This window comes from Bradyrhizobium sp. Leaf396 (assembly GCF_001424605.1).
Taxonomy (GTDB): Bacteria; Pseudomonadota; Alphaproteobacteria; order Rhizobiales; family Xanthobacteraceae; genus Bradyrhizobium; species Bradyrhizobium japonicum_C.
This window is the reverse complement of sequence record NZ_LMQJ01000001.1, coordinates 166,192-191,185: the sequence shown is the minus strand read 5'-3', so window position 1 is coordinate 191,185 and position 24,994 is coordinate 166,192. Positions and strand designations below refer to the sequence as shown.

General features: G+C 64.8%; 25 protein-coding genes and 1 pseudogene. 15 read left to right on the top strand and 11 right to left on the bottom strand.

From position 1 onward, the window contains the following. Position 1: 1 nt before the first annotated feature. On the bottom strand, positions 2–1,018 hold the full coding sequence (locus ASG57_RS00950) for an ABC transporter substrate-binding protein (RefSeq protein WP_057195521.1): 1,017 nt from the start codon (positions 1,016–1,018) through the stop codon (positions 2–4). 100 nt (positions 1,019–1,118) lie between these two features. Here ASG57_RS00950 and ASG57_RS00945 point away from each other — a divergent pair, with 100 nt between their 5' ends. The 6 genes from ASG57_RS00945 to ASG57_RS00920 all read left to right on the top strand — a co-directional run bounded on the left by ASG57_RS00945 (position 1,119) and on the right by ASG57_RS00920 (position 6,311). Further along, entirely contained in the window at positions 1,119–1,766 is a 648-nt protein-coding gene (locus ASG57_RS00945) for a TetR/AcrR family transcriptional regulator (RefSeq protein WP_057195520.1), read from the top strand. 82 nt (positions 1,767–1,848) lie between these two features. Continuing rightward, complete coding sequence (locus ASG57_RS00940) at positions 1,849–2,619, top strand: ABC transporter permease (RefSeq protein WP_024337952.1); 771 nt, start codon at positions 1,849–1,851, stop codon at positions 2,617–2,619. Between the two features lie 14 nt (positions 2,620–2,633). Further along, on the top strand, positions 2,634–3,671 hold the full coding sequence (locus tag ASG57_RS00935; protein ID WP_024337953.1) for an NAD-dependent epimerase/dehydratase family protein: 1,038 nt from the start codon (positions 2,634–2,636) through the stop codon (positions 3,669–3,671). Next, positions 3,658–4,479 (top strand): GNAT family N-acetyltransferase, encoded by an 822-nt coding sequence (locus ASG57_RS00930; protein ID WP_057195519.1) that lies wholly within the window; start codon positions 3,658–3,660, stop codon positions 4,477–4,479. Before ASG57_RS00935 ends, ASG57_RS00930 begins: the two co-directional genes overlap by 14 nt. A gap of 6 nt (positions 4,480–4,485) precedes the next feature. Beyond that, positions 4,486–5,541, top strand: a complete 1,056-nt coding sequence (locus tag ASG57_RS00925; RefSeq protein WP_057195518.1) for a dihydrodipicolinate synthase family protein — start codon at positions 4,486–4,488, stop codon at positions 5,539–5,541. Further along, entirely contained in the window at positions 5,529–6,311 is a 783-nt protein-coding gene (locus ASG57_RS00920; protein ID WP_028145822.1) for an ABC transporter ATP-binding protein, read from the top strand. Before ASG57_RS00925 ends, ASG57_RS00920 begins: the two co-directional genes overlap by 13 nt. A 176-nt stretch (positions 6,312–6,487) precedes the next feature. Here the strand turns inward: ASG57_RS00920 and ASG57_RS00915 are convergent, their stop codons facing one another. From ASG57_RS00915 to ASG57_RS00905, 3 genes are all read right to left on the bottom strand, one after another. Then, the gene (locus ASG57_RS00915) at positions 6,488–7,579 is read right to left on the bottom strand and encodes a TRAP transporter substrate-binding protein (protein ID WP_057195516.1); all 1,092 of its coding nucleotides are present in this window, start codon (positions 7,577–7,579) and stop codon (positions 6,488–6,490) included. Positions 7,580–7,771: 192 nt separating this feature from the next. Then, positions 7,772–8,029, bottom strand: a complete 258-nt coding sequence (locus ASG57_RS00910; protein WP_024338019.1) for a hypothetical protein — start codon at positions 8,027–8,029, stop codon at positions 7,772–7,774. 66 nt (positions 8,030–8,095) lie between these two features. After that, complete coding sequence (locus ASG57_RS00905; RefSeq protein ID WP_057195602.1) at positions 8,096–9,046, bottom strand: DUF2778 domain-containing protein; 951 nt, start codon at positions 9,044–9,046, stop codon at positions 8,096–8,098. A 191-nt stretch (positions 9,047–9,237) separates the two neighbouring features. On the opposite strand from ASG57_RS00905, the gene ASG57_RS00900 reads away from it, so the two are divergent. Next, the gene (locus ASG57_RS00900; RefSeq protein ID WP_057195514.1) at positions 9,238–9,678 is read left to right on the top strand and encodes a DUF1810 domain-containing protein; all 441 of its coding nucleotides are present in this window, start codon (positions 9,238–9,240) and stop codon (positions 9,676–9,678) included. Positions 9,679–9,768: 90 nt separating this feature from the next. After that, on the top strand, positions 9,769–11,850 hold the full coding sequence (locus ASG57_RS00895) for a methyl-accepting chemotaxis protein (RefSeq protein WP_024338022.1): 2,082 nt from the start codon (positions 9,769–9,771) through the stop codon (positions 11,848–11,850). A 30-nt stretch (positions 11,851–11,880) separates the two neighbouring features. Here the strand turns inward: ASG57_RS00895 and ASG57_RS00890 are convergent, their stop codons facing one another. Next, entirely contained in the window at positions 11,881–12,471 is a 591-nt protein-coding gene (locus tag ASG57_RS00890; RefSeq protein ID WP_057195601.1) for an NADPH-dependent FMN reductase, read from the bottom strand. Between the two features lie 53 nt (positions 12,472–12,524). Continuing rightward, positions 12,525–13,469, bottom strand: coding sequence for an AraC family transcriptional regulator (locus tag ASG57_RS00885; protein WP_057195513.1), 945 nt, complete (start codon positions 13,467–13,469; stop codon positions 12,525–12,527). A gap of 298 nt (positions 13,470–13,767) precedes the next feature. Here ASG57_RS00885 and ASG57_RS00880 point away from each other — a divergent pair, with 298 nt between their 5' ends. The 3 genes from ASG57_RS00880 to ASG57_RS00870 are packed head-to-tail and all read left to right on the top strand — an operon-like array spanning position 13,768 to position 16,376. Beyond that, positions 13,768–14,877, top strand: coding sequence for a DUF2336 domain-containing protein (locus ASG57_RS00880; protein WP_057195600.1), 1,110 nt, complete (start codon positions 13,768–13,770; stop codon positions 14,875–14,877). Further along, a complete protein-coding gene (locus ASG57_RS00875) occupies positions 14,874–15,206 on the top strand; it encodes a PilZ domain-containing protein (RefSeq protein WP_024338026.1) in 333 nt (110 codons plus the stop codon). Before ASG57_RS00880 ends, ASG57_RS00875 begins: the two co-directional genes overlap by 4 nt. A 51-nt stretch (positions 15,207–15,257) precedes the next feature. Further along, a complete protein-coding gene (locus ASG57_RS00870) occupies positions 15,258–16,376 on the top strand; it encodes an HD-GYP domain-containing protein (RefSeq protein WP_024338027.1) in 1,119 nt (372 codons plus the stop codon). Between the two features lie 448 nt (positions 16,377–16,824). On the opposite strand, the pseudogene ASG57_RS00860 reads toward ASG57_RS00870, so the two are convergent. Further along, positions 16,825–17,501, bottom strand: a pseudogene (locus tag ASG57_RS00860) (nitroreductase). Positions 17,502–17,615: 114 nt separating this feature from the next. On the opposite strand from ASG57_RS00860, the gene ASG57_RS00855 reads away from it, so the two are divergent. Beyond that, positions 17,616–18,578, top strand: coding sequence for an alpha/beta hydrolase (locus tag ASG57_RS00855; RefSeq protein ID WP_057195512.1), 963 nt, complete (start codon positions 17,616–17,618; stop codon positions 18,576–18,578). Between the two features lie 2 nt (positions 18,579–18,580). On the opposite strand, the gene ASG57_RS00850 is transcribed toward ASG57_RS00855, so the two are convergent. Further along, positions 18,581–19,045 (bottom strand): cupin domain-containing protein, encoded by a 465-nt coding sequence (locus ASG57_RS00850; protein WP_024338031.1) that lies wholly within the window; start codon positions 19,043–19,045, stop codon positions 18,581–18,583. 197 nt (positions 19,046–19,242) lie between these two features. On the opposite strand from ASG57_RS00850, the gene ASG57_RS00845 reads away from it, so the two are divergent. Next, entirely contained in the window at positions 19,243–19,491 is a 249-nt protein-coding gene (locus ASG57_RS00845) for a hypothetical protein (protein ID WP_029673989.1), read from the top strand. A gap of 138 nt (positions 19,492–19,629) precedes the next feature. On the opposite strand, the gene ASG57_RS00840 is transcribed toward ASG57_RS00845, so the two are convergent. Further along, positions 19,630–20,505, bottom strand: coding sequence for an MBL fold metallo-hydrolase (locus tag ASG57_RS00840; RefSeq protein WP_057195511.1), 876 nt, complete (start codon positions 20,503–20,505; stop codon positions 19,630–19,632). 139 nt (positions 20,506–20,644) lie between these two features. Here ASG57_RS00840 and ASG57_RS00835 point away from each other — a divergent pair, with 139 nt between their 5' ends. Then, a complete protein-coding gene (locus ASG57_RS00835; RefSeq protein WP_057195510.1) occupies positions 20,645–21,628 on the top strand; it encodes a glycerophosphodiester phosphodiesterase family protein in 984 nt (327 codons plus the stop codon). Here the strand turns inward: ASG57_RS00835 and ASG57_RS00830 are convergent. Further along, positions 21,625–23,247, bottom strand: coding sequence for an ABC-F family ATP-binding cassette domain-containing protein (locus ASG57_RS00830; RefSeq protein WP_057195509.1), 1,623 nt, complete (start codon positions 23,245–23,247; stop codon positions 21,625–21,627). The two genes, ASG57_RS00835 and ASG57_RS00830, sit on opposite strands and share 4 nt — an antisense overlap. Before the next feature lie 590 nt (positions 23,248–23,837). Then, positions 23,838–24,092, bottom strand: a complete 255-nt coding sequence (locus ASG57_RS00820) for a hypothetical protein (RefSeq protein ID WP_028145829.1) — start codon at positions 24,090–24,092, stop codon at positions 23,838–23,840. Between the two features lie 155 nt (positions 24,093–24,247). On the opposite strand from ASG57_RS00820, the gene ASG57_RS00815 reads away from it, so the two are divergent. Continuing rightward, positions 24,248–24,979 carry a DUF3750 domain-containing protein gene (locus tag ASG57_RS00815; protein WP_057195508.1) on the top strand — a complete coding sequence of 244 codons (732 nt, stop codon included), beginning with the start codon at positions 24,248–24,250 and terminating at the stop codon, positions 24,977–24,979. The last annotated feature ends 15 nt before the right edge of the window (positions 24,980–24,994 follow it).

Here is a 24,994-nt window from a genome sequence, read left to right as displayed (position 1 = left end):
CTCACTTCTTCACCTTGCTCGCATCCATTTTGATGCTCGGATCCAGCATCTTGGTCGTGAACGCCGTCGTCACGTCGAACGGCTTCTCCATGCCGAGATAGGTCTGCACCAGCTCGTAGTCCTTCTTCATCCGCTCACCGTCGATCCAGCCGAGCCCCTTGGTCGTCGTGAACTCGTCCGTCATCAGGAACTTGATGCGCTCCCACTGGCGCTCCTGGTTCGCCTTGTCCAGGCCCGAGACCTGGTCCAACAGCGCCTTCAGGCATGGGTTGACGTCGGCGACGCACGCCGCGAACGCCTTCTGCGTGACCCGCACGAAGTCCTCGACGACCTTCGGTTTCTTCTGCAAGTAGGCGCCGTTGACGATCAGCGAATTGCCGTACGGGTTGAGCCCGATGTCCTTCCAGTTGAGGTAGCCGAGGTCCTGGCCGAACTCGATCACCTTCAGATCGTGCTCGTTGTAGAAGTCGCTGATGATGTCGACGGTGTGGCTCTTCAGCGCCGCGATCTTCGCGGTCGGCCCGACATTGACGAAGCCGACGGAGTCGGGCGCAAGGCCGGCGGCCTTGGCGAAGGCCGGCCACATCACGCGCGAGGCATCGCCGGGCGGATTGCCGATCTTGTGGCCGGCGAAATCCTTGACGCCATTCACGCCGTAGCTCTTCAGCCAGTAGAAGGTCTGGCCGGTATTGGCATAGACGCTCATCACCGCGACGGTGTCGGCGCCCTTGCTCTTGGCCACCAGCATGGTGGCGAGGTCGGCGACGCCGAACGGCGAGCCGCCGGAGCCGACCTTCGCGGCGGAGACGCCGGAGCCCTTGCCGGTCTCGATGGTGAGATCGATGCCCGCCTTCTCGTACCAGCCCTGCGCCTTGGCGTAATAATACGGCGAGTGGTCGGCCGTCGGCGTCCAGTTCAGGATCAGATTGACGGCCTCTCCCGCCTGGGCGGGCACCGCCGACACGCCGAGCCCCAAGGCCAACACCAGGGCCGAGCCCGCCGCCTGCAAACGCTTCATCGCATCTCTCCTCATTGCCGCGACCCGGCTTGTCGCTCTCCCCATGTGACGATACCAATGCAACAAGCCCGCCCTCCACTTGTCAACTGTTTGGTTGGAAATGCCCGCAAAACGATCCGGCGACACCGCGCCGCAGCGCCGCGACCCCGTCGCCACCCGCAAGAAGCTCCTGACCGCGGCGCGCCAGGAATTCGCCCGGCACGGCCTTGCGGGCGCCCGCGTCGACGAGATCGCCGAGCGCGCCGGCGTCAACAAGCAGCTCGTCTATCATTACTTCGGAGACAAGGACGCGCTCTACCTCGCCGTGCTCGAATGGGTCTACGAAGATATCCGCGAGCAGGAGCGCAGGCTCAATCTCGAAGGCCTGCCGCCGGAGAAGGCGATCCGCAAGCTGATCGAGGCTTCGTTCGACCATCTCGCGGCGAACCCCGATTTCATCGTGCTTCTGAACGACGAGAACCGCGGCGGCGCCCGCCATGTCCGCGGCTCGACCCGCCTGGAAGCAATGCACTCACCGCTCGTCAGAAGCGTCTGGCACATCCTCAACGAGGGGGTGCGCGCGGGCGTGTTCCGCAAGGGGATCGATCCGGTCCAGCTCTATATCTCCATTGCCGGCCTCAGCTATTTCTTCTTCTCGAACACACCGACGCTGTCGGCGATCTTCGGCAAGGACCTGTCGAGCCGCACCGCACGCCGCGCCCGCCGGCGCCACGTCGCCGATCTGGTGCTGCACTCGCTTCGGCCATAATCAACCAACTGGTTGAAACTTGTCCCGAGGCCGGCTAGGCTGACATCGTGGCGGCGAGGCCACGGACAACAGGGAGCAGAACGTGGCAGCCGACCGGGCACGCGCGGCACGCAGCTTTGCGATCGTCCTGATCGTGCACCTTGCCGTGCTCGTGCTCTGGCAGGTCGCGGTCGACGCGTTCCAGGTTCCGAAATTCATCCTGCCCTCGCCGCTCGCTACCGTGCAGACGCTGGGAACCTCGGGCTATGCCTGGGGCGCCAACACGCTGGTGACGGCGATCGAGATCCTCGGCGGCTTCGCGCTGGGCGCCTTCGTCGGCGTGACGCTCGCGGTGATCTTCAGCTGGGCGCCGCTGCTGAGCCTCGTGCTGCTGCCGCTGTTCGTGACGCTGAACATGATCCCGAAGGTCGCGCTCGGCCCGCTCTTCATCGTCTGGTTCTCCTACGGCATCGTCCCGAACATCCTGATCGCCTTCAGCATCTGCTTCTTCCCGATCCTGCTCACCACCGCACGAGGATTGCGCGAGGTCGAGCCTGATCTGCTCGATCTCGTCAAATCGCTGCGCGGCTCGCGCTGGACGTTGTTCCGCAAGATCCAGTTGCCGGGATCGCTGCCCTACATCTTCTCCGGCATGAAGGTCGGCGCCATCCTCGCGGTCGCCGGCGCCATCGTCGGCGAGTTCATCGCCTCCGAGCGCGGGCTCGGCTACCTCATGATCCAGGTGCAATCCTCCCTCGATACGCCCGCGATGGTGATGGCGGTCGTGCTGCTGACGCTGCTCGGGGTCGCCCTTTATGGCCTGGTGCTGGCCCTCGAACGCATGTTCGTGGTCGGCGACGCCAGGCAGAACTAGGACTGGAAAGATCCATGCTGCTCACCCGCCAGACGCTGCCGAAGACCATTCCCGATATCGCCGCTCTCGACGAGCTGCTGTGCCGGCCGACGCAGGCGCTCATCGACGACCTCGAGAAGGTCGACGGCGACATCATGATCCTCGGCGTCGCCGGCAAGATGGGGCCGACGCTGGCGGGGCTGGCGAAAGCCGCCACGCCCGACCGCCGTGTGATCGGCGTCGCCCGCTTCAGCGAACCCGGTGTGAAGGACTGGCTGCACGCGCGCGGCGTCGAGACCATCAATTGCGACCTGATGGACGAGCGCTCGATCCATGCCTTGCCGAAGGCGCCGAACATCATCTTCATGGCCGGCCGCAAGTTCGGCGCCGAGGGCGATCTGTCGCTGACCTGGGCGATGAACGCGCATGTGCCGGCGCTGGTCGCGCAGGCCTTCCCCTCCTCGCGCATCGTGGCGTTCTCGACCGGCTGCATCTATCCGTTCGTGCCTGTCGACGGCAAAGGCTCGACCGAAGACATGGCGCCGAACCCGCCCGGCGAATACGCCCAGTCCTGCGTCGGCCGCGAGCGCATGTTCGAATATTTCTCGCGCAAGTTCGGAACGCCGGGGCGGCTGTTCCGCCTCAATTACGCGATCGACATGCGCTATGGCGTGCTGCACGACATCGCGACGAAAGTGCTCACGGGTACGCCGATCGACGTCAGCCTCGGCCATGTCAACTTCATCTGGCAGGGCGATGCGTCCTCGCAGGCGTTGCGCTGCCTCGCCCATTGCACCACGCCGACTTCCCCGATCAATGTCAGCGGCCACGAGATCCTGGCGGTGCGCGATCTCGCGCAAAAATTCGGCGCGAGGTTCGGCCGTGCGCCGGTACTGACGGGCAAGGAAGAGCCGACCGCCTGGCTGACCGACACGTCCAGGGCGGTCGAATTGTTTGGTCTGCCCGTCGTCGATACCGAGCAGCTGATCGCCTGGACGGCGGACTGGGTCTCGCGCGCCATGCCGAGCCTCGGCAAGCCCACCAAATACGAGGTGCGCGATGGACGCTACTGACGGCCCGCCGGTCATCAAGCTCGGCGAGCAGGATGAGATCGCCGGGCTGGCGCTCTCGACGGAAGCGCACTGGAACCAGACCGAAGAGGACTGGCGCATCTTCCTGCGCGACGGAGTCGTATTCGGCATCCGCGACGGCGCCCGACTGGTCGCGACCGCGGCGCTGCTGCCCTATTCAGGCAACAACGCCTGGATCAGCATGGTGCTGGTATCGGGCACCCATCGCCGCCGCGGCTTGGCAACACGTCTCGTCGACGCTTGCATGGAAACGGCGCGCAAGAGCGGCCTGACGAGCTGGCTCGATGCGACGCCTGACGGCGCCAAGGTCTATGGTCCGCTCGGGTTCACGCCGACCCTGCAGTTACGACGACTGAAGCTGGTCAACCCCGCGCCGTCATCCGCGCCGGCGCCATCGGCCGCAACGATCGAGGCGCTTTGTGCCCTCGACCGGCGCGCCGGCGGTTTCGACCGCACCGCCCTGCTAACCGCCTTCGCACAGCGCCCGGGGTCACGCATCGTCGCCGCAAACGGATGCATCGCGCTGGTCCGCGACGGCAGAACCGCGCGCCATATCGGCCCGTTATTCGCCGATCATGCTGCCGATGCGCTGGCCCTTGTTGGCGCGATCGCAGCATCGGAGACCAGCCCGCTCCTAATCGACGCCGTCGCATCGCAAAGCCAGTTCCTGGACGGCCTGACGGCCTCTGGCTGGACCATCGAGCGACCGTTCCAGCGCATGCGGTTCGGCCCCGCCACCCATGCCGCGAAGGAAACGCCATTCGCCGTCGCCGGCCCTGAATTCGGATAGGACATCATGCACCACAGCCAGATCAACAGCGACATCCGCAAGCTGATCGCCGAGGGCACCGTGCTGCCTGCGCATCCTCTCGCGCTCACCGCCGAGCGCCAGCTCGACAAGACGCATCAGCGCGCGCTGACGCGCTATTACGTCGACGCCGGGGCGGGCGGCCTCGCCGTCGGCGTGCACACGACGCAATTCGCGATCCGCGACGTCGGCCTCTATCGCCCCGTGCTGGAGCTTGCCGCCGAGACTGCCGCGAACTGGACCAAGCGTCCGCTGGCGCTGGTTGCGGGCCTCGCGGGTCCGACGAAGCAGGCGGTCACCGAAGCCCGTACGGCACGGGATATCGGCTATCACGCCGGCCTGCTCAGCCTCGCCGCGATGAAGAATGCGTCCGAGGACGAGATCATCGCGCATTGCACGTCCGTCGCCGCCGAGATCCCGCTGGTCGGCTTCTACCTGCAGCCCGCCGTCGGCGGCGTCATCCTGTCCAGCCGGTTCTGGCAACGCTTCGCCTCGATCGACAACGTCATCGCGATCAAGATCGCGCCGTTCAACCGCTACAGGACCCTCGACGTGCTCCGCGGCGTCGCAGCCGCCGGTGCGCTCGATCGCGTCGCGCTCTACACCGGCAATGACGACCACATCCTGCTCGACCTGGTGCTGCCGTTCGACCTGCGCGATAACGGCGTCACCACCCGCACCTACTTCAAGGGCGGCCTGCTCGGCCACTGGTCGGTGTGGACCGCAAGCGCCATCAAGCAGTTCGAGCGCTGCAAGGCGGCGCGTCACAAGGACAGCGTGCCCGCCGATCTGCTGGCGCTCGATGCCCGCGTCACCGATTGCAACAGCGCCTTCTTCGACGTCGCCAACAATTTCCACGGCTGCATCGCCGGCTGCCATGAAGTGCTGCGGCGCCAGGGCCTGATGAAGGGCCTGTGGTGCCTCGATCCGAACGAGGGCCTCAGCCCCGGTCAGAAGGAAGAGATCGATCGCGTCACGCGCGAGCACGCCGACCTCAGCGACGATGCCTTCGTCGCCGCAAACCTGGACAGATGGCGGGCATGAGCTCGGCCCCTTTCATCAGCCTGCAGGGCGTCCGCAAGGTCTATCGCAGCGGCGGCACCGACTTTCTCGCGGTGTCCGACGTCACCATGGACGTGCAGGAAGGTGAGCTGGTCTCGCTGGTCGGCCCCTCCGGCTGCGGCAAGACCACCGTGATGAAGATCCTGGCCGGGCTGCACGGCGCCGATGGCGGCACCGTGAAAATCGGCAATGCCAGCAGCCCGTTCGACCCCACCCGCGACATCGGCATGGTGTTCCAGCAGGCGCTCCTGCTGAAATGGCGAACCATTCTGGACAACGTGCTGCTGCCGGCCGAAATCGTCGGCCTTCCCGTGAAAGCCGCGCGCGAACGGGCGCGTGACCTGCTCAATTTGGTCGGGCTCGCCGGTTACGAACAGAAATACCCGCAGCAGCTCTCCGGCGGCATGCAGCAGCGCACGGCGATCGCGCGCGCCTTCATTCACGATCCAAAGCTGATCCTGATGGACGAGCCGTTCGGCGCGCTGGATGCGCTGACGCGCGAGCAGATGAATCTGGAGATGCTGAAGATCTGGCGCCAGAGCGGCAAGACCATCATCTTCGTCACGCATTCGATTCAGGAAGCCGTCTTCCTGTCCTCGCACTGCGCCGTGCTCACGGCGGGCCCGGCGAAGATGGCCGATTACTTCGCGATCGACCTGCCCTTCCCGCGCGACCTGCCGCTCAAGACCACGGACGCGTTCGGTGCCTATGCAAGGCGGATCTACGCGAAGCTGGGGTTGGGAACGGCGTAGAGCGCCGTTCCGCTGTCAGTCCGGGGCGCGACGAAGTCGCGAACCACGATGCGCAATTGCGCATCTGAGAATCCATCGGGCAGCAAAACACGCGTGAAATGGATTCCGGGTTCGCGCCAAGAGGCGCGCCCCTGAATGACGGTGCGCGGCCTGACGACCGCGCCCGGTTCTTCCGCTCAGGTCTTGTTGCGCGTCTTGCTCAGCAGATAGTTGTCGTAGAAGTTCTCGGCGATCTGCGTGTAGAACAGGAGCTCCTTCATGTAGGCGTCGTGGCTCTCCTTGGTCCGCTTGAACAAGGCGCTCTTGGCGGCGAGTTCGTTCAGGTGGTCCTGGGTCGCATTGTAGCAGGCTTCCAGCACCGGCTGCGGGAACGCCTTCAGCTCCGCGCCATTGGCGATCAACCGCTTCAACGCTGCCGGATTCACGCTGTCATACTTCTCCAGCATCCAGGCACCGGCCGCCGACCCTGCCTGGTTGACGATGGCCTGATACTGCTTGGGCAGCGACGCCCATTTCTCGTCGTTGACGATCATGTGCAGCATGGCGCCGCCTTCCCACCAGCCGGGGAAATAGTAGTACTTGGCGACCTTCTGGAAGCCGAGCTTCTCGTCGTCATAGGGGCCGACGAACTCGACCGCGTCGATCGTGCCCTTCTCCAGCGCCGGATAGATATCGCCTCCGGCGATCTGCTGCGGGACGACCCCGAGCCGCGCCAGCACATGGCCGCCCATGCCGGCGATGCGGAATTTGAGACCCTTGAGGTCGTCGACGGTTTTGATCTCCTTGCGGAACCAGCCGCCCATCTGAGTGCCCGAATTGCCGCAGAGGATGGCGTGCGCCTTGAACGGCTTGAGCGCTTCGTTGGTGAGATCGGCACCGCCGCCGAAGTGCCACCACGATTCCTGATGGCGATGGTTCATGCCGAACGGCGCACCGGTGGCATAGGCCAGCGCCGGCTCCTTGCCGATGTAGAAGTAGAGCGGCGTCTGCGCCATCTCCACCGAGGCGGTGCTGACGGCATCGAGCGCCTGGAGGCCCGGAACGATCTCGCCGGCCGCAAAGGTCTGGATCTGGAATTTGTTGTCCGTGGCCTCGGCCACGTATTTCGCAAAGGTCTGCGCCGTGCCGTAGATGGTGTCGAGCGACTTCGGGAAGCTCGAGGTCAGGCGCCATTTGATCTCGGGCATGCTCTGCGCGATCGCAGGTGCAGCAACCAGCGTCGTCGCACCGGCGACTGCACCGCCCTTGAGGAATGTACGGCGTTTCATGATGAGGCTCTCCCTGAAAGTCAGTTTCAAACTTATGGACTTGCGGTCGCGGACCGTTTGCCCGTTCCTGTAGCGGAGTTCAAGATGCGAGGAGAAGGCCTGGAGCGCGGGCGGACGTAAGCGCAGGGCTATCAATCCGCTGCAACCCCTTCCCGGGCTGCATCCGGGCCGAGGCTGTGAGCTGAAAAGCCCTCAAAGCAGCTTGGCACTCACGAACAGCGCCCGCACGGCGTTGGTTGCCTGCACGGCCAGCATGGCGTTACCGGCAGCACCTTCCAGGGCTGCGACGGCGTCCTCGTGCAGGGAGCGGAATTCCATCCACTCGACCGACTTGAAGTTGGTGAGGAATTGATAGGCCTGACCGACGGTCGCGATCGCCAGCGTGTCGCCGTTCAGCTTGATCTTGAACGTCGTGCGCAGCGGTGTTTCGGAACTTGAGGGATCACTCATGGGCTGCTTCTGGACGAGGACGGCTTAACGAAGGGGAAACGGCAGCCCCGCCGTCGCAGGCGAATATCAGGAATCGGTGCTCGCGCGCTGCGAAGCGGTCGTCGCGCCGCGCAGGCTCGGCACCACGACCAGGCGGTTGAACTCGCCATTGTCGTAGGCCTTGAGGAAACGATCATAGTCCTTGATCGAGACGCAGCCGTTGGAATCGCCGCGCGGTCCGAGCAAGTAGCTGTGCGTGAGCAGACCGACACGGCCGAGCGCGCTGGTGCCTTCGACCGGAGTCATGCGCAGCGCACGGACGCCGTGGAACGGCTTCTCGCGCGGCTTCAGGTCGTAGGTGGCAGGCGGTGTCGCGCCGACCATGCGCCGGTCGACATACTGCGGATCATCCATCAGCGCGCCCAAGCCGGAATGCGCTTCCAGCGTGACCCCGCTCGGGAGATAGACCGCCTTGGCCGAGATGTCATAGACCGCGGTCCGCGAATCGTAGCCGAGGGCGGCGAGATCCGGCGCCTTTCCGAACAGGCCGTCGCCGGGCGTCAGTGAGGCCAGCTTGATCTTGTCGGTGAATCTTTCGAAGAAATTGCGGTTGTCGGCCCGGGAACCGGTATCGGCATAGGCCTGACTGGAGGCGATCTGGGCGGCCAGGTCCGCCTGGACCGGACGCGAGCGCGGCATTGGGATGGCGTCGGCACGGTGCGAGGACCTCCGCTCGTCCTCCGCGCTCCCGTCGTCGTCGGTCAGCATCGAGCGCCAGTCATCTCCCTGGAGCTTCTGCGCGAGCATCGCCTTGGCGTCCCGCAGCTTCAACTGGACCGCATTCACGGTGGAGCGCTCCAATACCCGCAGGCCGAGCTCGCGTGGCGTCGGGCTGCCGGACGCCGACGCGAAACGGTCCTCGAATGAAGGGGCATTGGCCGGCGGCAGCGCGGCGGAGACCAACGGACTCGAATCGCCGATATCCGCGACCCACGCGGCAGCACCCAATGCCAGCGCGACTGCCGCCAGAGACAGCAGAATCGTCTCGGCCCGCCCGACACGGCGGCGCGACAACAGCCTCTCGGCATGTGCTGCGTCGGAAACCATCAGATCCCCAAATCGACCCCCGGGGGCTACCCACCCCCACCCGGAGAGACTCTATACCAGCTACCACATTGGGAGCCAAAAGTTAGGCATAATCGCGGCGCAAAGGCCTGCCAAGGTATCCAATGACCGACCCTTTCGATCTAGAACGCTTTGTCCGAGCCCAGGACCCGGTCTATCGCGACGTCCGGGGCGAGCTTGGCCGGGGACGAAAGCAGACTCACTGGATGTGGTTCATTTTCCCGCAGGTCGCCGGCCTCGGCTTCAGCGCCATGTCGCAACGCTACGCGATCGGCTCCCGCGCGGAGGCGAAGGCCTATCTCGCCCACCCCGTCCTTGGGGCGCGCCTCATCGAGTGCACGAGGCTCGTACTCGCCGTCGAGGGGCGGACCATCAACGCGATCCTCGGGGCTCCGGATGACGCCAAATTCCGCTCGTCGATGACGCTGTTCGGTGCGGTGTCCGACGAGCCGATCTTCGATCAGGCGATTGCCCGATATTTTGCGGGCGAACGCGACCGCGCCACGCTGGAGATCCTGTCCAAGCTCGACCGGGCACCCGGCTGAGTTGATCGGACCTGCAGCGTAAACCCGCGATTAACACGGACCGCCTAACGTCCGGCGAAATATAGTTCTCCGTCAATTGCCGGACAGATCATGAAAATCGGTACGCTCCTGACCAGCGCCATCGTCTCGCTCTCGACCGTGGGCGGTGGCCTCGCCGTCTACGTCGCCGTGACGAAATACCAGACCATGGAGCGGATCAGCGAAGCCGAGGGCCGCCTGGCGATCGTCCGCGCGGTCAGCGACATCCCGCGTTACCTCAACCCCGAGCGCGGCTTTGCAACCAATATCCTCTACGGACCGGCCACCGTTGATCCGGCACAGCTCTCCGGACATGACAAGCTGCGCAAGCAGACCGATGGCGCCCGCGACAAGATGAATGCTCTGCGCAAGGAGCTGCCGGGCTCGCTCGACGACGGCAACGCCATCGGCACCGAGATTGACGCCATCAACTCGAAGTTCACGGCACTGCGCGAGGCCATCGACAAGGCGATCGCAGGACCCGCGGAGGCACGCAAGGATGCCGCCAGGAAGGTCGTAGCCGACAATGCGGTGCTCAACGCCGGCGTCACCGCCTTGCTGAACGAGCAGGTTCGCCGCATGGCGATCCTCAACGGCGATGCCTTCCGCCAGGCCAACTACGCCAACATCGCCATGACGCTGCGCGACATCGGCGGCCTCAATGCCAGCGTCCACAAGAACCTTGTTGGCGGCAAGAAGGTTGCAACCGACGCCGAGAAGGCGGACGTTGCCCGCATGCAGGGTCGAAGCGACCAGATCGTGATGGCCCTGATGGAGCTGCGCGGCCATCCGGCGACCCCGGCCAATGTCGGCGCAGCATTGGAGGCCATGAATTCGCGTTATGTCGAGGAATTCGGACGCGAGCTCAAGATGGTCAAGGACGGTGCCATCAGCGGCAAATATGAGCACGACGTCGAGACCTATTACGCAGCCTCACAAAAAGGTCTCGGCTCGATCATCGGCGTTCGCGATGCTCTTTACGACAATGCCGAGCATATCCTCGCCGACGCTTCCTCCGCCGCGCGCACCAGCTTCACGATCGCGCTCGCGGGCCTCGTCGCTGTGCTGATCGCGAGCGTCGGCCTCATCGTGATGGTTCGCCGCCGCGTCTGCGCTCCGATCGTGACCCTGACGACGCGGATGTCGCGGCTCGCCGACGGCGAGGTTGCCGACAGCATCCCCGGCGCCGAGCGCTCCGACGAGATCGGCGCAATGGCGGCGGCGGTGCAGGTGTTCAAGGACAACATGATCAGGGCTGACCGGCTCGCGGCCGAGAAGCAGGCGGAGAACGACGGCAAGATGCGCCGCGCGCAGGCGCTCGACGAGCTCACCCGCGCCTTCGAGGCCAAGGTCACCGAGCTGGTCGGCGGCCTGTCCCGCGCCTCGGCGACCATGGAAAGCACCGCACAGTCGATGACCTCGACCGCGGCGCAAACCAACAGCCAGGCCGCAGTGGTCGCCGCCGCGTCCGAGCAGACCTCGACCAACGTCCAGACGGTCGCCAGCGCCACCGAGGAGCTGACCTCCTCGATCGCCGAGATCGGCCGCCAGGTCGCGCAATCGACCGAGATCGCGGCCCGCGCGGTCGACAACGCCCGCCGCACCGGCGACACCGCGCGTACCCTTGCCGAGGGCGCCCAGAAGATCGGCGACGTCGTCACGCTGATCCAGAGCATTGCCGAGCAGACCAACCTGCTCGCCCTGAACGCGACCATCGAGGCCGCCCGTGCCGGTGATGCCGGCCGCGGCTTCGCCGTGGTGGCTTCCGAAGTGAAGTCGCTGGCCGGCCAGACCGCCAAGGCCACGACAGAAATCTCCGAACAGATCACCGCGATCCAGACCGCGAGCGACGAGACCGTGGCCGCAATCCGCAACGTCGCCGAGGTCATCAGCGAAATCGACCAGATCGGCACCGCGATTGCCGCAGCGATCGAGGAGCAGGGATCGGCCACCAAGGAGATCGCCCGCAGCGTTCAGGAAGCCGCCCGCGGCACCCAGGAGGTCAACACCAACATCTCGGGCGTGCAGCGCGCCGCCGACGACACCGGCTCGGCCGCCAGGGAAGTGCTGGGCGCAGCCGAACAGCTTTCCACGCAGTCGCGCGACCTCGCCGGACAGTTCGACCGCTTCCTCAGCGAGGTCAGGGCCGCGTAGGAGGGCGGATTCGTAGCCCGCAACGCGACGTCAGTAGGGCGGCGCCTTGCGCGCCCGCTGCGCTTTCGCCGCCTCGATCCACCAGGTGAGATCGTCGGCAAAGCGCGGGAACGAGCGCTCCAGCGCCTTGCCGCCCTCGCCGATCGGCTCCCCCTCCGCCGACAGCGTCTGCGCGATCGGGCCGACGCCAATGGTGCTCGACACCACCACCATGCCCATCTCGGACAGCGTGCCGTGCCATGCGGTCGCGGCACGCGCGCCGGACAGGCGGCCGGCGGAATAGCTCACGATCGCGGCCGGGCGCCAGAACCACTCTTCGAGGAAATGGTCGGTGAGGTTCTTCAGCCCCGGCTGAATGCCCCAATTATACTCGCCGGTGACGAAGATGAATCCGTCGGCATCGCGGATCTGCGCGGCCAGCTTCTCCATCTCGGCGGGCGCCGAGCCCTTCGGGTACTCCTTGTACATGCGGTCGAGCATCGGCAGGCCGATCGCCTTGGCGTCGATGAATTCGACGTCGTCGCCGCGGTCGCGCAGCCGATTGATGACGAAATTCGCAAGGCGGATGCCCATGCGGTCGGAACGGTATGACCCGTAGAGGACGAGGATGCGGTTGCTCATGACCAAACGGTAGCACGAAACCGTCGCCCGGCCCTACTCGATTTTCTGGCGCGCTATCGGCCGCGTCCGCGCTCCAGCGTTTGCGACGGCGTCTCTCCGAACTGGTGGCGGTAGCTTCGGGAGAAATCGCTCAGATGCCAGAAGCCGAACGCCAGCGCGACCGCCTTGACGCTCTCGGCCCCGGCCAGAAGCTGCCGGCGCACCAGCCACAACCGGCGCAGGCGCAGGTAACGGTGCAGGCTCATCCCGCGATAGCGGCGGACCACGTCGTGCATGGTGCGAACGGACAGCCCCAGCTTCTGCGCGATCTCGTCGCTGTAGATCGGCTGCGACAGGTCGGAGAGCAGCGAGCGGATCTCCTGGAAGATCCTGAAACTCCGTCCGTCGTTTGGGGCCAGCGTCCAGCGGGCCGAAACGACGCTGTGGAGGGCTTCATCAACGGCTGCGAGCAAGGACTCCCTCATCGCCGCGCCCTTCAATGAAAGCTCCGGCACCTCCACGGAGCCGGCGGCCTCGGCCAGCACCTCGCGAACCACGCTGCGCAGCCGCTGCAAGCCGTCCGCGGAGATCTCGAAAATCTTGAAGCTGGATGGCGTAGGCGGCCAACCACGTCCCCCTACCTCCGGCCTGAAAACCACCGAGGCGATTTGACGCTGCACCTCCTCGATGGTGGTGTAGCCGGCGCCACTGCTGCCAATGACCACGACCGGTCGCGCGCGTTGCGAGCCGTTGAAGCGGATGGGCACGTTGAGGTCGTCCATCGTGAAGCCAATCGCCGTGCAATTCTCCACGAGCTGTGCGTCGACCACCCGAGGAAAGGCGTGCGTCAGATTCACGTCGCAGCCGGGTAAGGACAGGATCGTCTGCTCGGCCGAAATCTTCCGTACGAAAGGTGTGAATTCGAAATTCAACCCGCGTATGGCGCTTCGAAATTCGTCGACGTCTGAAAAACGAAACGTTTTGAGTGCCGACCCCGGCACATCATCAATACTGTTCATGGCGAGATGAACCGCGGCGCCGCAATTGGCGCGCGTCCGGCGACCACGCCGGTTAGCTTCCCCCTTCGGCTTTACGCTAGGCCCGATAATCAATCTTAACTTGTCCTGAGCAATTGGCGAGGGGGCTAATTGCAGGGACAAGCCGGGGCGCCCCGTCTCGCCGAATTTCGATAGCGTTTTTGGCTCCCCAGACGGTGCGGCGATACCGGAGCCGTCGGTGCCTAAAATTCAAATTAATGTCCGTGAGGCTGAATGACGTCGTTTGATCGTCAAGTTCATTTCAATTCAGGCTGCTGCCATGAAGGCAAACTCGCCTACTGATATTTTGGTCGAATTGGAAGATGCGGTAGCAGCGTGTCCGCTCGACCGCTGCGCCCGCATCCTGTCCGGCATTGTGCAGTTGCTCACCGGCAGCGGCGACCGGTCTCAGGAGCTGCTCGCGGGAGTCACCGATGGTGTGCTGCTGCGACTGACAGACCGGGTCGAGGCCGTTGCGCTTGTTCAACTGAGCCATGCGCTTGCCGAGTTGAAGGCAGCTCCGCCGCAGACCTTACGACGTCTCGCCTCACACGACGATCCGGACGTGGCCTGTCCAGTCCTGCTCAAATCACCGGCCCTGTCCACCTCGGATCTCGAGGCAATCGCGACCTCGCGCGGCAGGCGGCAACAGCTCGCGATCGCCGCTCGCGATTTGATCGAGCCGCCACTGACGGGGGCGCTCGTCAAGGCAGGCGACCGGGCCGTCCACCTCGCGCTGATCGGCAATGCAGGAGCACTGTTCTCCGATGCCGGCTACGCTGCGCTCCTCGAGAAGTGCGCCGGGGACGACGAGCTCACGAAGGCGCTGGCGCTCAGGCCTGACACGCCAGATCTGGTCGTGCGGAAACTGCTGTCGGCCGCACCGGATCCGAACGCCCGCAGGCAGCCAGAGGCGCTCCCGGTCTCGCGTCCAGAAGCTGCCGCGTCGATCGCCCCCAAGCTGCCCTGCGCGGCTGACTACGCAAACGCGAGGCCCGAGATCGTCGCACTCAACCGCATCGGCAAGCTCAACGATTCCACGGTGAACCGCTTCGCCATCCGCGGCGAGACCGCCAATCTGTTCACGGCGCTGTCGGTACTCTCCGGGGCTCCGATCGAGATCATCGAGCGCGTCATGACCGATCAGGATTGCGAGGGCTTGGTCATGGCCTGCCGGGCTTCGCGGCTGAACTGGCAGACGACGCTTGCCATCCTCGGCAACCGCAGCGGCACCAGGCTCTCCTTCGCCGAGCGCGAACGCGCGCAGCACATTTTCGAGACCCTGCTTCTGTCGACCAGCCAGTGGACGGTGCGATGGGGTGAAATCGCCGCAAACGCCAAAGGGAGCAGTCGGGAAAATCGCGGCGCAAAAATGGGAGTTAGGCGATGAAGTTCGACGGTCGCAAAGCTTCGCGCGTGCGGATGGACCACAGGCATCCCGTCAACCTCATGGGCTCCGACGGCACATGGCGGCGCAGCTGCGTTCTGCTCGACGTGTCGCAGACGGGCGCGAAAGTCGAGGTCGAGGGGACGCTGGACGTGCTCCAGGCGAAGGAATTCTTCATGCTGCTATCGTCGACGGGACTGGCCTATCGGCGTTGCGAGCTCGTCTGGATCGACGGGACCACGGCGGGCCTTCACTTCATCACTGCAGATGGCAAGAGGAAGCCGGCGAGCGGACCGGCGGCCGCGGCGCAGAACTCCGATCATCCCAAATAGGCAGAGAAGTTCATCCGGGCATATTGCACTTCTGGAATCACAGGTCGAACCGTGCAGAACGCGCGAACCATCTCAAGGCCCGTCGACCGTAACGGCATCCGCGAAGGTGAAGCGGCCCGCCCCTTCGTGCATGTGCTGGCCGATACCTCCGACAAGCTGGCGGGCGTGTGCTCGATTCTCGAGGAACGGTTCTCCGTCGCAGGCGAACGGCTGGACGCCGAGGCCAAGCTGTCACAGGTGCCGTCCGCCATCGTCATCCGCGCGGAGCTTCGCGACGTCGACAACATCGCGGCCATCAAGAAGCGGGCGGGCAAGCTGGCGAAAGCGAGGAAGCGAATCTTCCTCCTGGAGCACGCGTCTCACGTCGGCGTTTCACAGGCCTACGCGCTGGGAGCGACGACCGTGTTGCCCGGCACGATCAACCGGATCAAATTGCTGTCCGCCCTGTCCGATCCGCCGGCTCGGTCCTCCGCGTCAGCAAGCGAAACTGCGCAATCCGACGATGCTGTCGAGACTGCGGCAACCGCGATCGCCTCGATGTTCACGGCGGTCACCCTGGGCCAGCCGCTCGATATCGACGGCACCAGGGAAGCCGGCCGCCAGATTGCCGAACGCATCACCGAACATGGTTTGTCGGAATGGCTCACGACGGTGCGGCGCCACCACGAAGGAACCTATCAGCATTGCCTGCTCGTGACCGGGGTCGCCATCGACTTCGGCCTGAGCCTCGGCGTCAGAAGACCCGATCTGGAGCGCCTCTACTCGGCGGCCATGTTCCACGACATCGGCAAGGCGCAAATCCCGCTCTCCCTCCTCGACAAGCCGGGCCGCCTCGATGCGCAGGAACGCGCCCTGATCGAGACCCATCCGGCCGCGGGCTACGAGTTTCTGAAGGGGCACGACAAGATCTCGCCGGAGATCCTCGATGCCGTTCGTCATCATCACGAATATCTCGACGGCAGCGGCTATCCCGACGCCCTCTGTGCCGATAGCATCGGCGACATCGTGCGGATGCTCACGATCTCCGACATCTTCGCAGCGCTGATCGAGCATCGGCAGTACAAGCCGACCATGCCCCGCGCGGAAGCGTACGGGATATTATGCGGGATGACCGGAAAGCTCGAGAAGGCGCTGGTGACCGCGTTCAAGCAAGTCGCACTCACGAGGTGAGTGCCGCCGAAACCAGCTTGGGCATGATCCGGAAAGTGTGCAGCGGCCTTCCGGAGAGATTGTGCTCAAGTAACAACTCAAAGCGAGATGCCTTCCATGATCTCACGGCGCTTTAGTGCGTCGCACGATATCTGGCGCGGCGCCGAATGGACCGGCAGGCCAACCCCTCGGCCAGCAGCTTCATGTCCTCGTGCCTGCCGCTACGAATGAGGCGGCCGAACTCGTCGGGTGTGAAAGGAAGACTCGGATCATCATCGATCGGACGCCGCATCCGCGGGCCGAAGAACCGCCGAACCAGGCTAGCCAGCCGCCGCATGTCAAATCCCTCGCGCCAGCAACAAACCTCTCACTCCGGACATTGTTCCTCCTGCATCTTCGAGATTGCAAGAGGCCGCTCGCAGCGCCGCACCGAAAATTTCGGCCGGAGAATAATCTCCTCCTGCTCGTGCTAGTCGGCAAAACCCACGTAACGCACGAACTCGTCGTTGTGCTCGCGGTCCGAGCGCACGGCATTCGCGGCAAAGCCGTCGTCCGATAGCCCGTCGCGACGCAGGTCATGATGACCTCGTCCTCCGGAATCTTCGCGACCTCGCGCACGATGTCAGAGCGCATGATGCCCTGCCCGTTGATGACGGAGCCGAGGCCGCGGTCCCAAGCCGCGAGCACGATGCCGTAGCAAAGCGCGCCCAGGTCGAAATGGCAGACTGCGCCCGGATCGAGCACGCGGTCGTAGGTCAGGACCAGCGAAACCGGCGCGTCGAACTGGCGGAAACCGCGCAACACCCAGTCCTGCCGCATCGGCTTGTCGTCTCGCGCGATTCCCATCGCGCCGAACAGTTTCTTGGCGATGTCCACCTGCCGCGTGCGGTGCACGCCCTGGTACTCGCCATGGCTGACGATGTCGCGCTTGACCTTGGCGCCGCCCACCATCTCCTCCATGTTGCGGCGGCGCAGCTCTTCCAACGGACTGCCGGTGAGCACGTGGACATGCCAGGGCTGGGTGTTCATCGACGATGGCGCGCGCTTGGCGCTCTCGATGATCGCCTCGATCACCGCGCGCGGCACCGGGTCCTTCCTGAAACCGCGTACGCTGCGGCGCGATTGGACCAGCTTTTCGAATTCCACTCGTGAACCTCCCTGCCCGTTCGTCCGGCATGGCACACGGCCGGTTGCCGATGTCCCGCGCAAAACCTATGCTAGCCCGCAAGCAAGACCAAGAACCTCGCGAGGAGACCCGCCATGGCCGCGCCGCTCGATCCCGTCATCGCCCAGATCATCCCGCTCATGCCGATGCGCGATCCCACGGTCATGACGCCACAGAGCGCCCGCGATTCCTTGCGCGCACTGGCTGCCTCGCGCGCCGCCATCCCGCCTCCGCCCGTCGACAGCGTGCAGGACATCAAGGTGAAGGGCGGTGCCGGTCCGCTCGACGCACGGGTCTATCGGGTCGGCGCCACGCCGGCACCGACCGTGGTGTTCTTCCATGGCGGCGGCTGGGTTGCGGGCGATCTCGAGACCCACGACCGGCAGGCGCGCAACCTTGCGATCGAAACCGGCGCGGTCGTGATCTCGGTCGACTATCGTCGCCCACCCGAGACGCGCTTTCCCGGCGCCTTTGAGGATGCCTTCGCCGCTGTGAACGACGTCTTTGGCCGCGTCGCGGAATTTGGTGGCGATGCGCGGCGCCTCGGCGTGGCCGGCGACAGCGCCGGCGGCAATCTGGCGGCGACCACTGCGATCGCCTGCCGCGATGCCGGCATTAGGCTCGCCGCACAATTGCTGGTCTATCCCGTGACCGATGTCCTCGGCCGTTACGCTGATCCGCAAGAGAACGCGCGCTATCCATCCCGCGCCGAGAACGCGGAGGGCTACTTTCTCACCCGCGCAACGATGGAATGGTTCTGCGGTCACTATCTTGCCGATGCCAACCACGCCACCGATTGGCGGGTGTCACCGCTCCGCGCACCCTCCCTCGCCGGGGTCGCGCCGGCCATCGTGACCACCGCCTGGTTCGATCCCCTGCGCGACGAGGGCGCAGCCTACGCCCGGGCCCTGGAAGCCGCCGGCGTGCGCGTCAAGCACCATGAAGGCCCCGGCCTGATCCACGGCTATTTCGGCATGGGCGATGCCTCCGACGTCGCGCGCGCCGAAGCGCAGCGGGCGCGAGCCGACTTCAAGGCGCTGCTCATCCGGGGCGTATAACCCTAGCTGGGAGATCTCCGCTGGGCGCCGGTGTGCCCCCATATCTCGTCCCAGTCCTGGCCGGCCGCATCGACCACGCGGCCGTCGGCTTCGAAGAACTTGTTCGGCACCTGGAAGATCGCAAGGATCAGGGCGCCCTCCGGGCACCAGGCGGCATGCCGGCTGCCCGCCTCGCGCCAGATGAATTCGCCGGCCTTGCAGGCGATGCCCTCAGCCGGGCCTTCCTTGTCGACGAGCGCGCCTTCGATGACCCAGCTTTGCTCGATCCCGACATGCTCGTGATCGGGCAGCACCGATCCCGGCGCAAAACGCATCAACGCAGTCATCAGCCCGCTGCTGCGATCGAACAGCAATGTCTTGGCCTCGCACCCCGGAAAGCGGGTCTTTTGCCATTCCATGTCTTGGGGGCGAACCAGATGAGAATGCCGGTCGGCGGATTGTTGGCCTTTCGCGATCGTGGCGTCCATGACGATGCTCCATCCAGCTAGGGTGATCGAAGCTAGCAGGATCGCCGGACGGGGTCAGCGAGCGGTGCAACACGCAACAGCTGCCGAGCCGGCGTTGAAGAATCGCCAGGGACACCGGACCATGGCTGCTCATCCTGCTTGATTGCGCCATGATTCCCGGCTCCAATCCGGCGGCCATTTCTGGTTAGGAGACACCCATGATGAAGCGGATTTTCCTCGCCGCGATCGTTGCCAGCTTTGCGGCGGGCTCGGCCCTGGCGCAAGAAACCTGCGAGAGCAAGGCCGTCGGCAAGGACGGCAAGCCGCTGGCCGGCGCCGCCAAGACCTCGTTCCTGAAGAAGTGCAAGGAAGACGCCTGCGCGCCCAAGGCCGTCAGCGCCGACGGCAAGCCGCTCTCGGGCGCCGCCAAGAACAGCTTCATGAAGAAGTGCGAGACCGGCGCCTGATCGCTGCAGATCGCTGCTTCCGCGAACATTCGCTCCATGAACTCGTCATGCCTGGGCTTGTCCCGGGCATCCACGTCTGGGGCGTCGTGCCAGGAGATCGTCGATGGCCGGGGCCAGGCCCGGCCATGAGCGAGGGAGCTATTCCCGCTTGAACCGATAATCGAACGCCCCCTCAAGCGGCCTGATCAGCCCGACGGTCGGCGCGGGAAAATGGATCGGCAGGATCAGCGTGTCCGTGTCCACAACGGAGGCGAAGAATTTCCGCCGCGACAGCGCCGACAGCTTTGGATCCCAGTCGGGCTTGGCTGACCACTCCGGCTCACGGCACTGGATCTGGTGATGCATGAGATCGCCGGTCACCACGGCGCGCTGACCTCTGGAGACGATGTTCACGCAGCAATGGCAGGGCGAGTGCCCCGGCGTCGGCGTCAGCGTCACGGTGTCGTCGAGCGCGTAATCGTCATCGACCAACAGCGCCTGCCCCGCTTCGACGATGGGCAGGCAATTGTCGCGAAACACGGTGCCCGGCGGATCGTTGCCCTTGGCGTGCTCCGCCTCCCAGGCCCCGTACTCGCCCTTGTGGAAGACATACTTCGCGTTCGGGAAGGTCGGCACCCAGCGGCCGTCGCGCAGGGTCGTATTCCAGCCGGTGTGGTCGATGTGCAGATGCGTGCAGAACACGTAGTCGATCTGCTCGAAGGAGATGCCGAGCGCGAACAATTCGTTGCGCCAGCGCTCCTTGCCGGGAAAATCGAACGGCGGCGGGTGGCCCTTGTCCTCACCGGTGCAGGTATCGACCAGGATGGTGTAGCGCGGCGTGCGCACCACGAAGCTCTGGTATGTGATGACGATCATGCCGCGCGTGGCATCGAACACCTCCGGCTCCATCGTCGGCAGATGGCGTCTGAAGACCGACTCGTCGTAGGCCGGGAAGAAATCCTGCGCCCGCCGCCACGGCCCTTCCCGCTCGATCACCGCATCGATGGTGATGTCGCCGATCCGGATTTGCTTCATGATGTTCGCTCCCTTTGGCGAAAGCGTAGCGAACGGACTCAGGGTATTCAAGGCGCCGAACCCGGAGCCTCCAATGCGCCGCGTGCCGCAAATCAACCTCAAACGCCGGAGAAGATGATCGCGGAATGAGGACTGTCCGGTGGGTAGGAAACTGAGAGTGACCGCGGCGATCGTGATCGCCGTCGCAGCTGCAATCTATGTCAACAACACAAGCCTTCTGGCGTCACATCAGGACGACAAGCCGCTGTTGCTCGCCCATCGCGGCATGGCGCAACGCTTCGACGAGCGCGACCTGAAGAATGACACCTGCACCGCCGCGCGGATGCTGCCGCCGGCGCACGACTATCTCGAAAACACGCTGCGCTCGATGCGCGCGAGCTTCGCGGCTGGTGCCGACATCGTCGAGCTCGACGTGCACCCGACCATCGACGGCGAGTTTGCCATCTTCCACGACTGGACACTGGACTGCCGGACGGACGGCATTGGCGTCACCCGCGCGCAGACCATGGCAAAGCTGAAGTCACTCGACATCGGTTACGGTTATACCGCCGACGGCGGCAAAACCTTCCCGTTTCGCGGCAAGGGGATCGGAATGATGCCGACCCTATCGGAAGTGTTCGCAGCCTTTCCGGACAAGAAGCTCCTCATCAACGTGAAAAGCCGCGACCCGGACGAAGGCGAGAGACTTGCCGGCGTGCTGAACGCACTGCCGGCCGAGCGGCGCCGGACCATCATGGTCTATGGCGGCGACGAGCCCATCGACGTGATCCGTCGCCTCGCCCCGGATGTCCGCACGATCTCGCGCGCAGCCATCCGAAGCTGCCTGTTCCGCTATATCGGCTATGGCTGGACAGGCCTGGTCCCGAAGGCCTGCCGCAACGCGTTGGTGCTGGTGCCAATCAACGTCGCCCCTTGGCTATGGGGCTGGCCCGATCGCTTCCTCGCACGCATGAATGGCGTAGACAGCGCCGCGTTCGTGCTCGGCCCCTACAGCGGCGGCGAGTTCTCTACGGGCGTCGACACGCCGGAATTGCTGGCCCGCCTCCCGCAAAGCTATTCCGGCGGCATCTGGACCAACGAAATCGAGACCGTCGCCAGGCTGACCGGCAAGAGCAATGACTAGCTTCGCAATCCCGGCGCCTCCTGCCCGGTGCGTGCGACATATTCCGTGTAGCCGCCGCCATATTGATGGATGCCTTCCGGCGTCAGCTCCAGCACGCGGTTCGACAGGACGCTGAGGAAATGCCGGTCGTGCGAGACGAACAGCATGGTGCCCTCGAAGTCCGACAGCGCATTGATCAGCATCTCCTTGGTGGCGAGGTCGAGATGGTTGGTCGGCTCGTCCAGCACCAAGAAGTTCGGCGGGTCGAACAGCATCTTGGCCATCACGAGCCGCGCCTTCTCGCCGCCTGAGAGCACGCGGCAACGCTTCTCGACGTCGTCGCCGGAGAAGCCGAAGCAACCGGCGAGCGCGCGCAAGGAGCCCTGCCCCGCGGTCGGAAACGCGTCTTCGAGCGACTGGAACACAGTCCGCTCGCCGTCGAGCAGGTCCATCGCATGCTGGGCGAAATAGCCCATCTTGACGCTGCCCCCCAGCGCCACGGTGCCCTCGTCCGGCTCGCTCGCGCCCGCAACCAGCTTGAGCAGCGTCGACTTGCCGGCGCCGTTGACGCCCATCACGCACCAGCGCTCGCGCCGGCGGATCATGAAATCGAGGCCGTCATAGATGCGCTTCGAGCCGTAGCCCTTGTGGACGTTCTTGAGCGCCACGACGTCCTCGCCCGATCGCGGTGCCGGCAGAAAATCAAAGGCCACGCTTTGACGGCGGCGCGGCGGTTCGACGCGCTCGATCTTGTCGAGCTTCTTGACCCGGCTCTGCACCTGCGCGGCGTGTGAGGCGCGCGCCTTGAAGCGCTCGATGAACTTGATCTCCTTGGCGAGCATGGCCTGCTGGCGCTCGAACTGCGCCTGCTGCTGCTTCTCGTTCTGCGCCCGCTGCTGCTCGTAGAATTCGTAATCGCCAGTATAGGTGGTGAGCGAGCCGGAATCGATCTCGATCACCTTGGAAATCACGCGGTTGATGAACTCGCGGTCATGCGAGGTCATGAGCAGCGTGCCTTCGTAAGCGCGCAGGAATTTCTCCAGCCAGATCAGGCTTTCGATATCCAGATGGTTGCTCGGCTCGTCGAGCAGCATCACGTCGGGACGCATCAGGAGAATGCGCGCCAGCGCCACGCGCATCTTCCAGCCGCCGGAAAGTTTTCCCACGTCGCCGTCCATCATCTCCTGGCTGAAGCCGAGGCCGGCCAGCGCTTCGCGCGCGCGGCCGTCGAGCGCGTAGCCGTCGAGCTCCTCGAAGCGGTGCTGCACCTCGCCGTAGCGGGCGATGATCTCGTCCATCTGGTCGGCCTTGTCGGGATCGGCCATCGCAGCCTCGAGCTCGCGCAGCTCGGCCGCGACTTCGCTGACGGGACCGGCGCCATCCATCACCTCGGCCACCGCGCTGCGGCCAGACATCTCGCCGACGTCCTGGTTGAAATAGCCGATGGTGATGCCGCGGTCGGTCGAGACTTGGCCCTCGTCCGGCAGCTCCTCGCCCGCGATCATCCGGAACAGCGTGGTTTTGCCTGCGCCGTTCGGGCCGACAAGGCCGATCTTCTCGCCCTTGTTGAGGGCGGCGGAGGCTTCAATGAACAGGATCTGATGGCCGGCTTGCTTGCTGACGTTGTCGAGGCGGATCATGGGGTCTTTGTGGGGGGATTTTGCGTTGCAGCGTCATAGGCCATGCGGGCCGCCAGGGGAAGCCCGGGACAGGCGAAGTCGACTGCAATCCCCCCGTTTAAGCCGCAGCTCGGAGGATTTTGGACCCAGATGATCCGGCTATCGGTGCTCGAGCTGTCGCCCGGCGCCGGTGATCGTCACTTCTTGAGAATACCCGTGTTGGTGTTTCCAAGCTGCTGGACCGCAGCATTTGCCGCGGGGGTGTTGTAGTTCGGTCGAGATCCACCGCCCTCCTGTGTAGGAGCGGCGACGCCAAGTCTCTCACCCGTGGTGCCCTGGCCTTTGGCATTGGCCGAGTTCGGACCTGGCGAGCCGCCGGTTCCGCTGAGTGTGGTCCCGTTCGACAGCGTCGAGCCACCGCCAGAGCCAGAACCAGCTGCGCTCGCCCCTCCGCCGGATGAAGAACCGCCTGAAGCGCCTCCTGAGCTTTGCGCCATGGCTAACGAAATGGTGCTCAGAAGAATGGCTGCGGCCAAAGCTGGAATTCTCATGTCCGTCCTCCGTCTGCCAGCCGGCTCCTGAACCGCTGGGTTCCTTGTCACGAAGAGCTCCTATCGCCGGCGCGCGATCCATGCTCCGGCCAGGAACGCAATAAGCAATGACCGTAACGGCGCCTTGACAGTGATCTCGCGCAGCTGGTCAGCCAGCCGCTTCGCGGCGTCTGCAGGCGGCGACCGGAGCTGCGGATCAAAAGCTCCGCTTTGCCCTCCGGAGCCCGACCGCAAGCTCGAACTCTGCTCTATGCCGCCCTGATCGTCCGTCAGCCCGGAGGCCTCTGTCATCGCGGCGGCTTCCTTCGTGTCCATGCCCATGCTCCAATCCTGCTGCGGTTGCAGAACAACCACGTCCTCTCGGGTACCCGTCCGACCCCGGCACCAATGGGAGCAGCTATGGCGTCGGCATCGACGCGAACTATATGTCTTCTCGAAAGCCTCGCCGTACCGCTCCCTTGAAAAAGCCCTTGCTGATCTTTCTGTTCCTTGTCTTCGCCCCGCTGACCGCATCCGCCGTCAGATATTTCTGGCTGGGCGATGGCCGCCAGAACTGGCAAACGGCCGATCGGTCGAGTGCCGGTCTCTTGACTGCCGCTGCCGATCACCCTGCAGCCGTCATACGGGTGTTCGGGGCGAGAACGGTGAGATGGCGCAGCATCTTCGCCATTCACACCTGGATCGTCGTCAAGGAGAAGGATGCGGCGACCTACACCCGGTACGACTACACGGCGTGGGGCGAGCCGCTCCGCACCAACGGCTTTGCTCCGGATGGGCGGTGGTTCGGCGCCGCGCCAGAAATCATCGTGGCAGTCGACGGAGAGCGAGCGGAGGCGCTGATCCCGAAGATCCGGCATGTGATCGAAAACTACAGGTTTCGATCCTACGGGGATTACAGCGTCTGGCCCGGTCCCAATTCGAACACCTTCGTGCAGGCCGCACTCGACTCCGTCCCTGAACTCCGGGCCGTCCTGCCGCCGACCGCGATCGGCAAGGACTTCCCGTACACCGGCAAATGGTTCGGCCTGACGGCCTCCGGAACGGGCATCTTTGCTTCGCTCGCCGGATACGTTGGCCTGTCCATTGGCTGGGTCGAAGGCGTGGAGATCAATTTCTTCGGCGCCGTTCTCGGCCTCGATATCCGCCGCCCGGCGCTCAAGCTGCCTGGCCTCGGCCGCCTTGGGGTAACGCCAGGCGCGTAACAGGCTCTCCTGTTG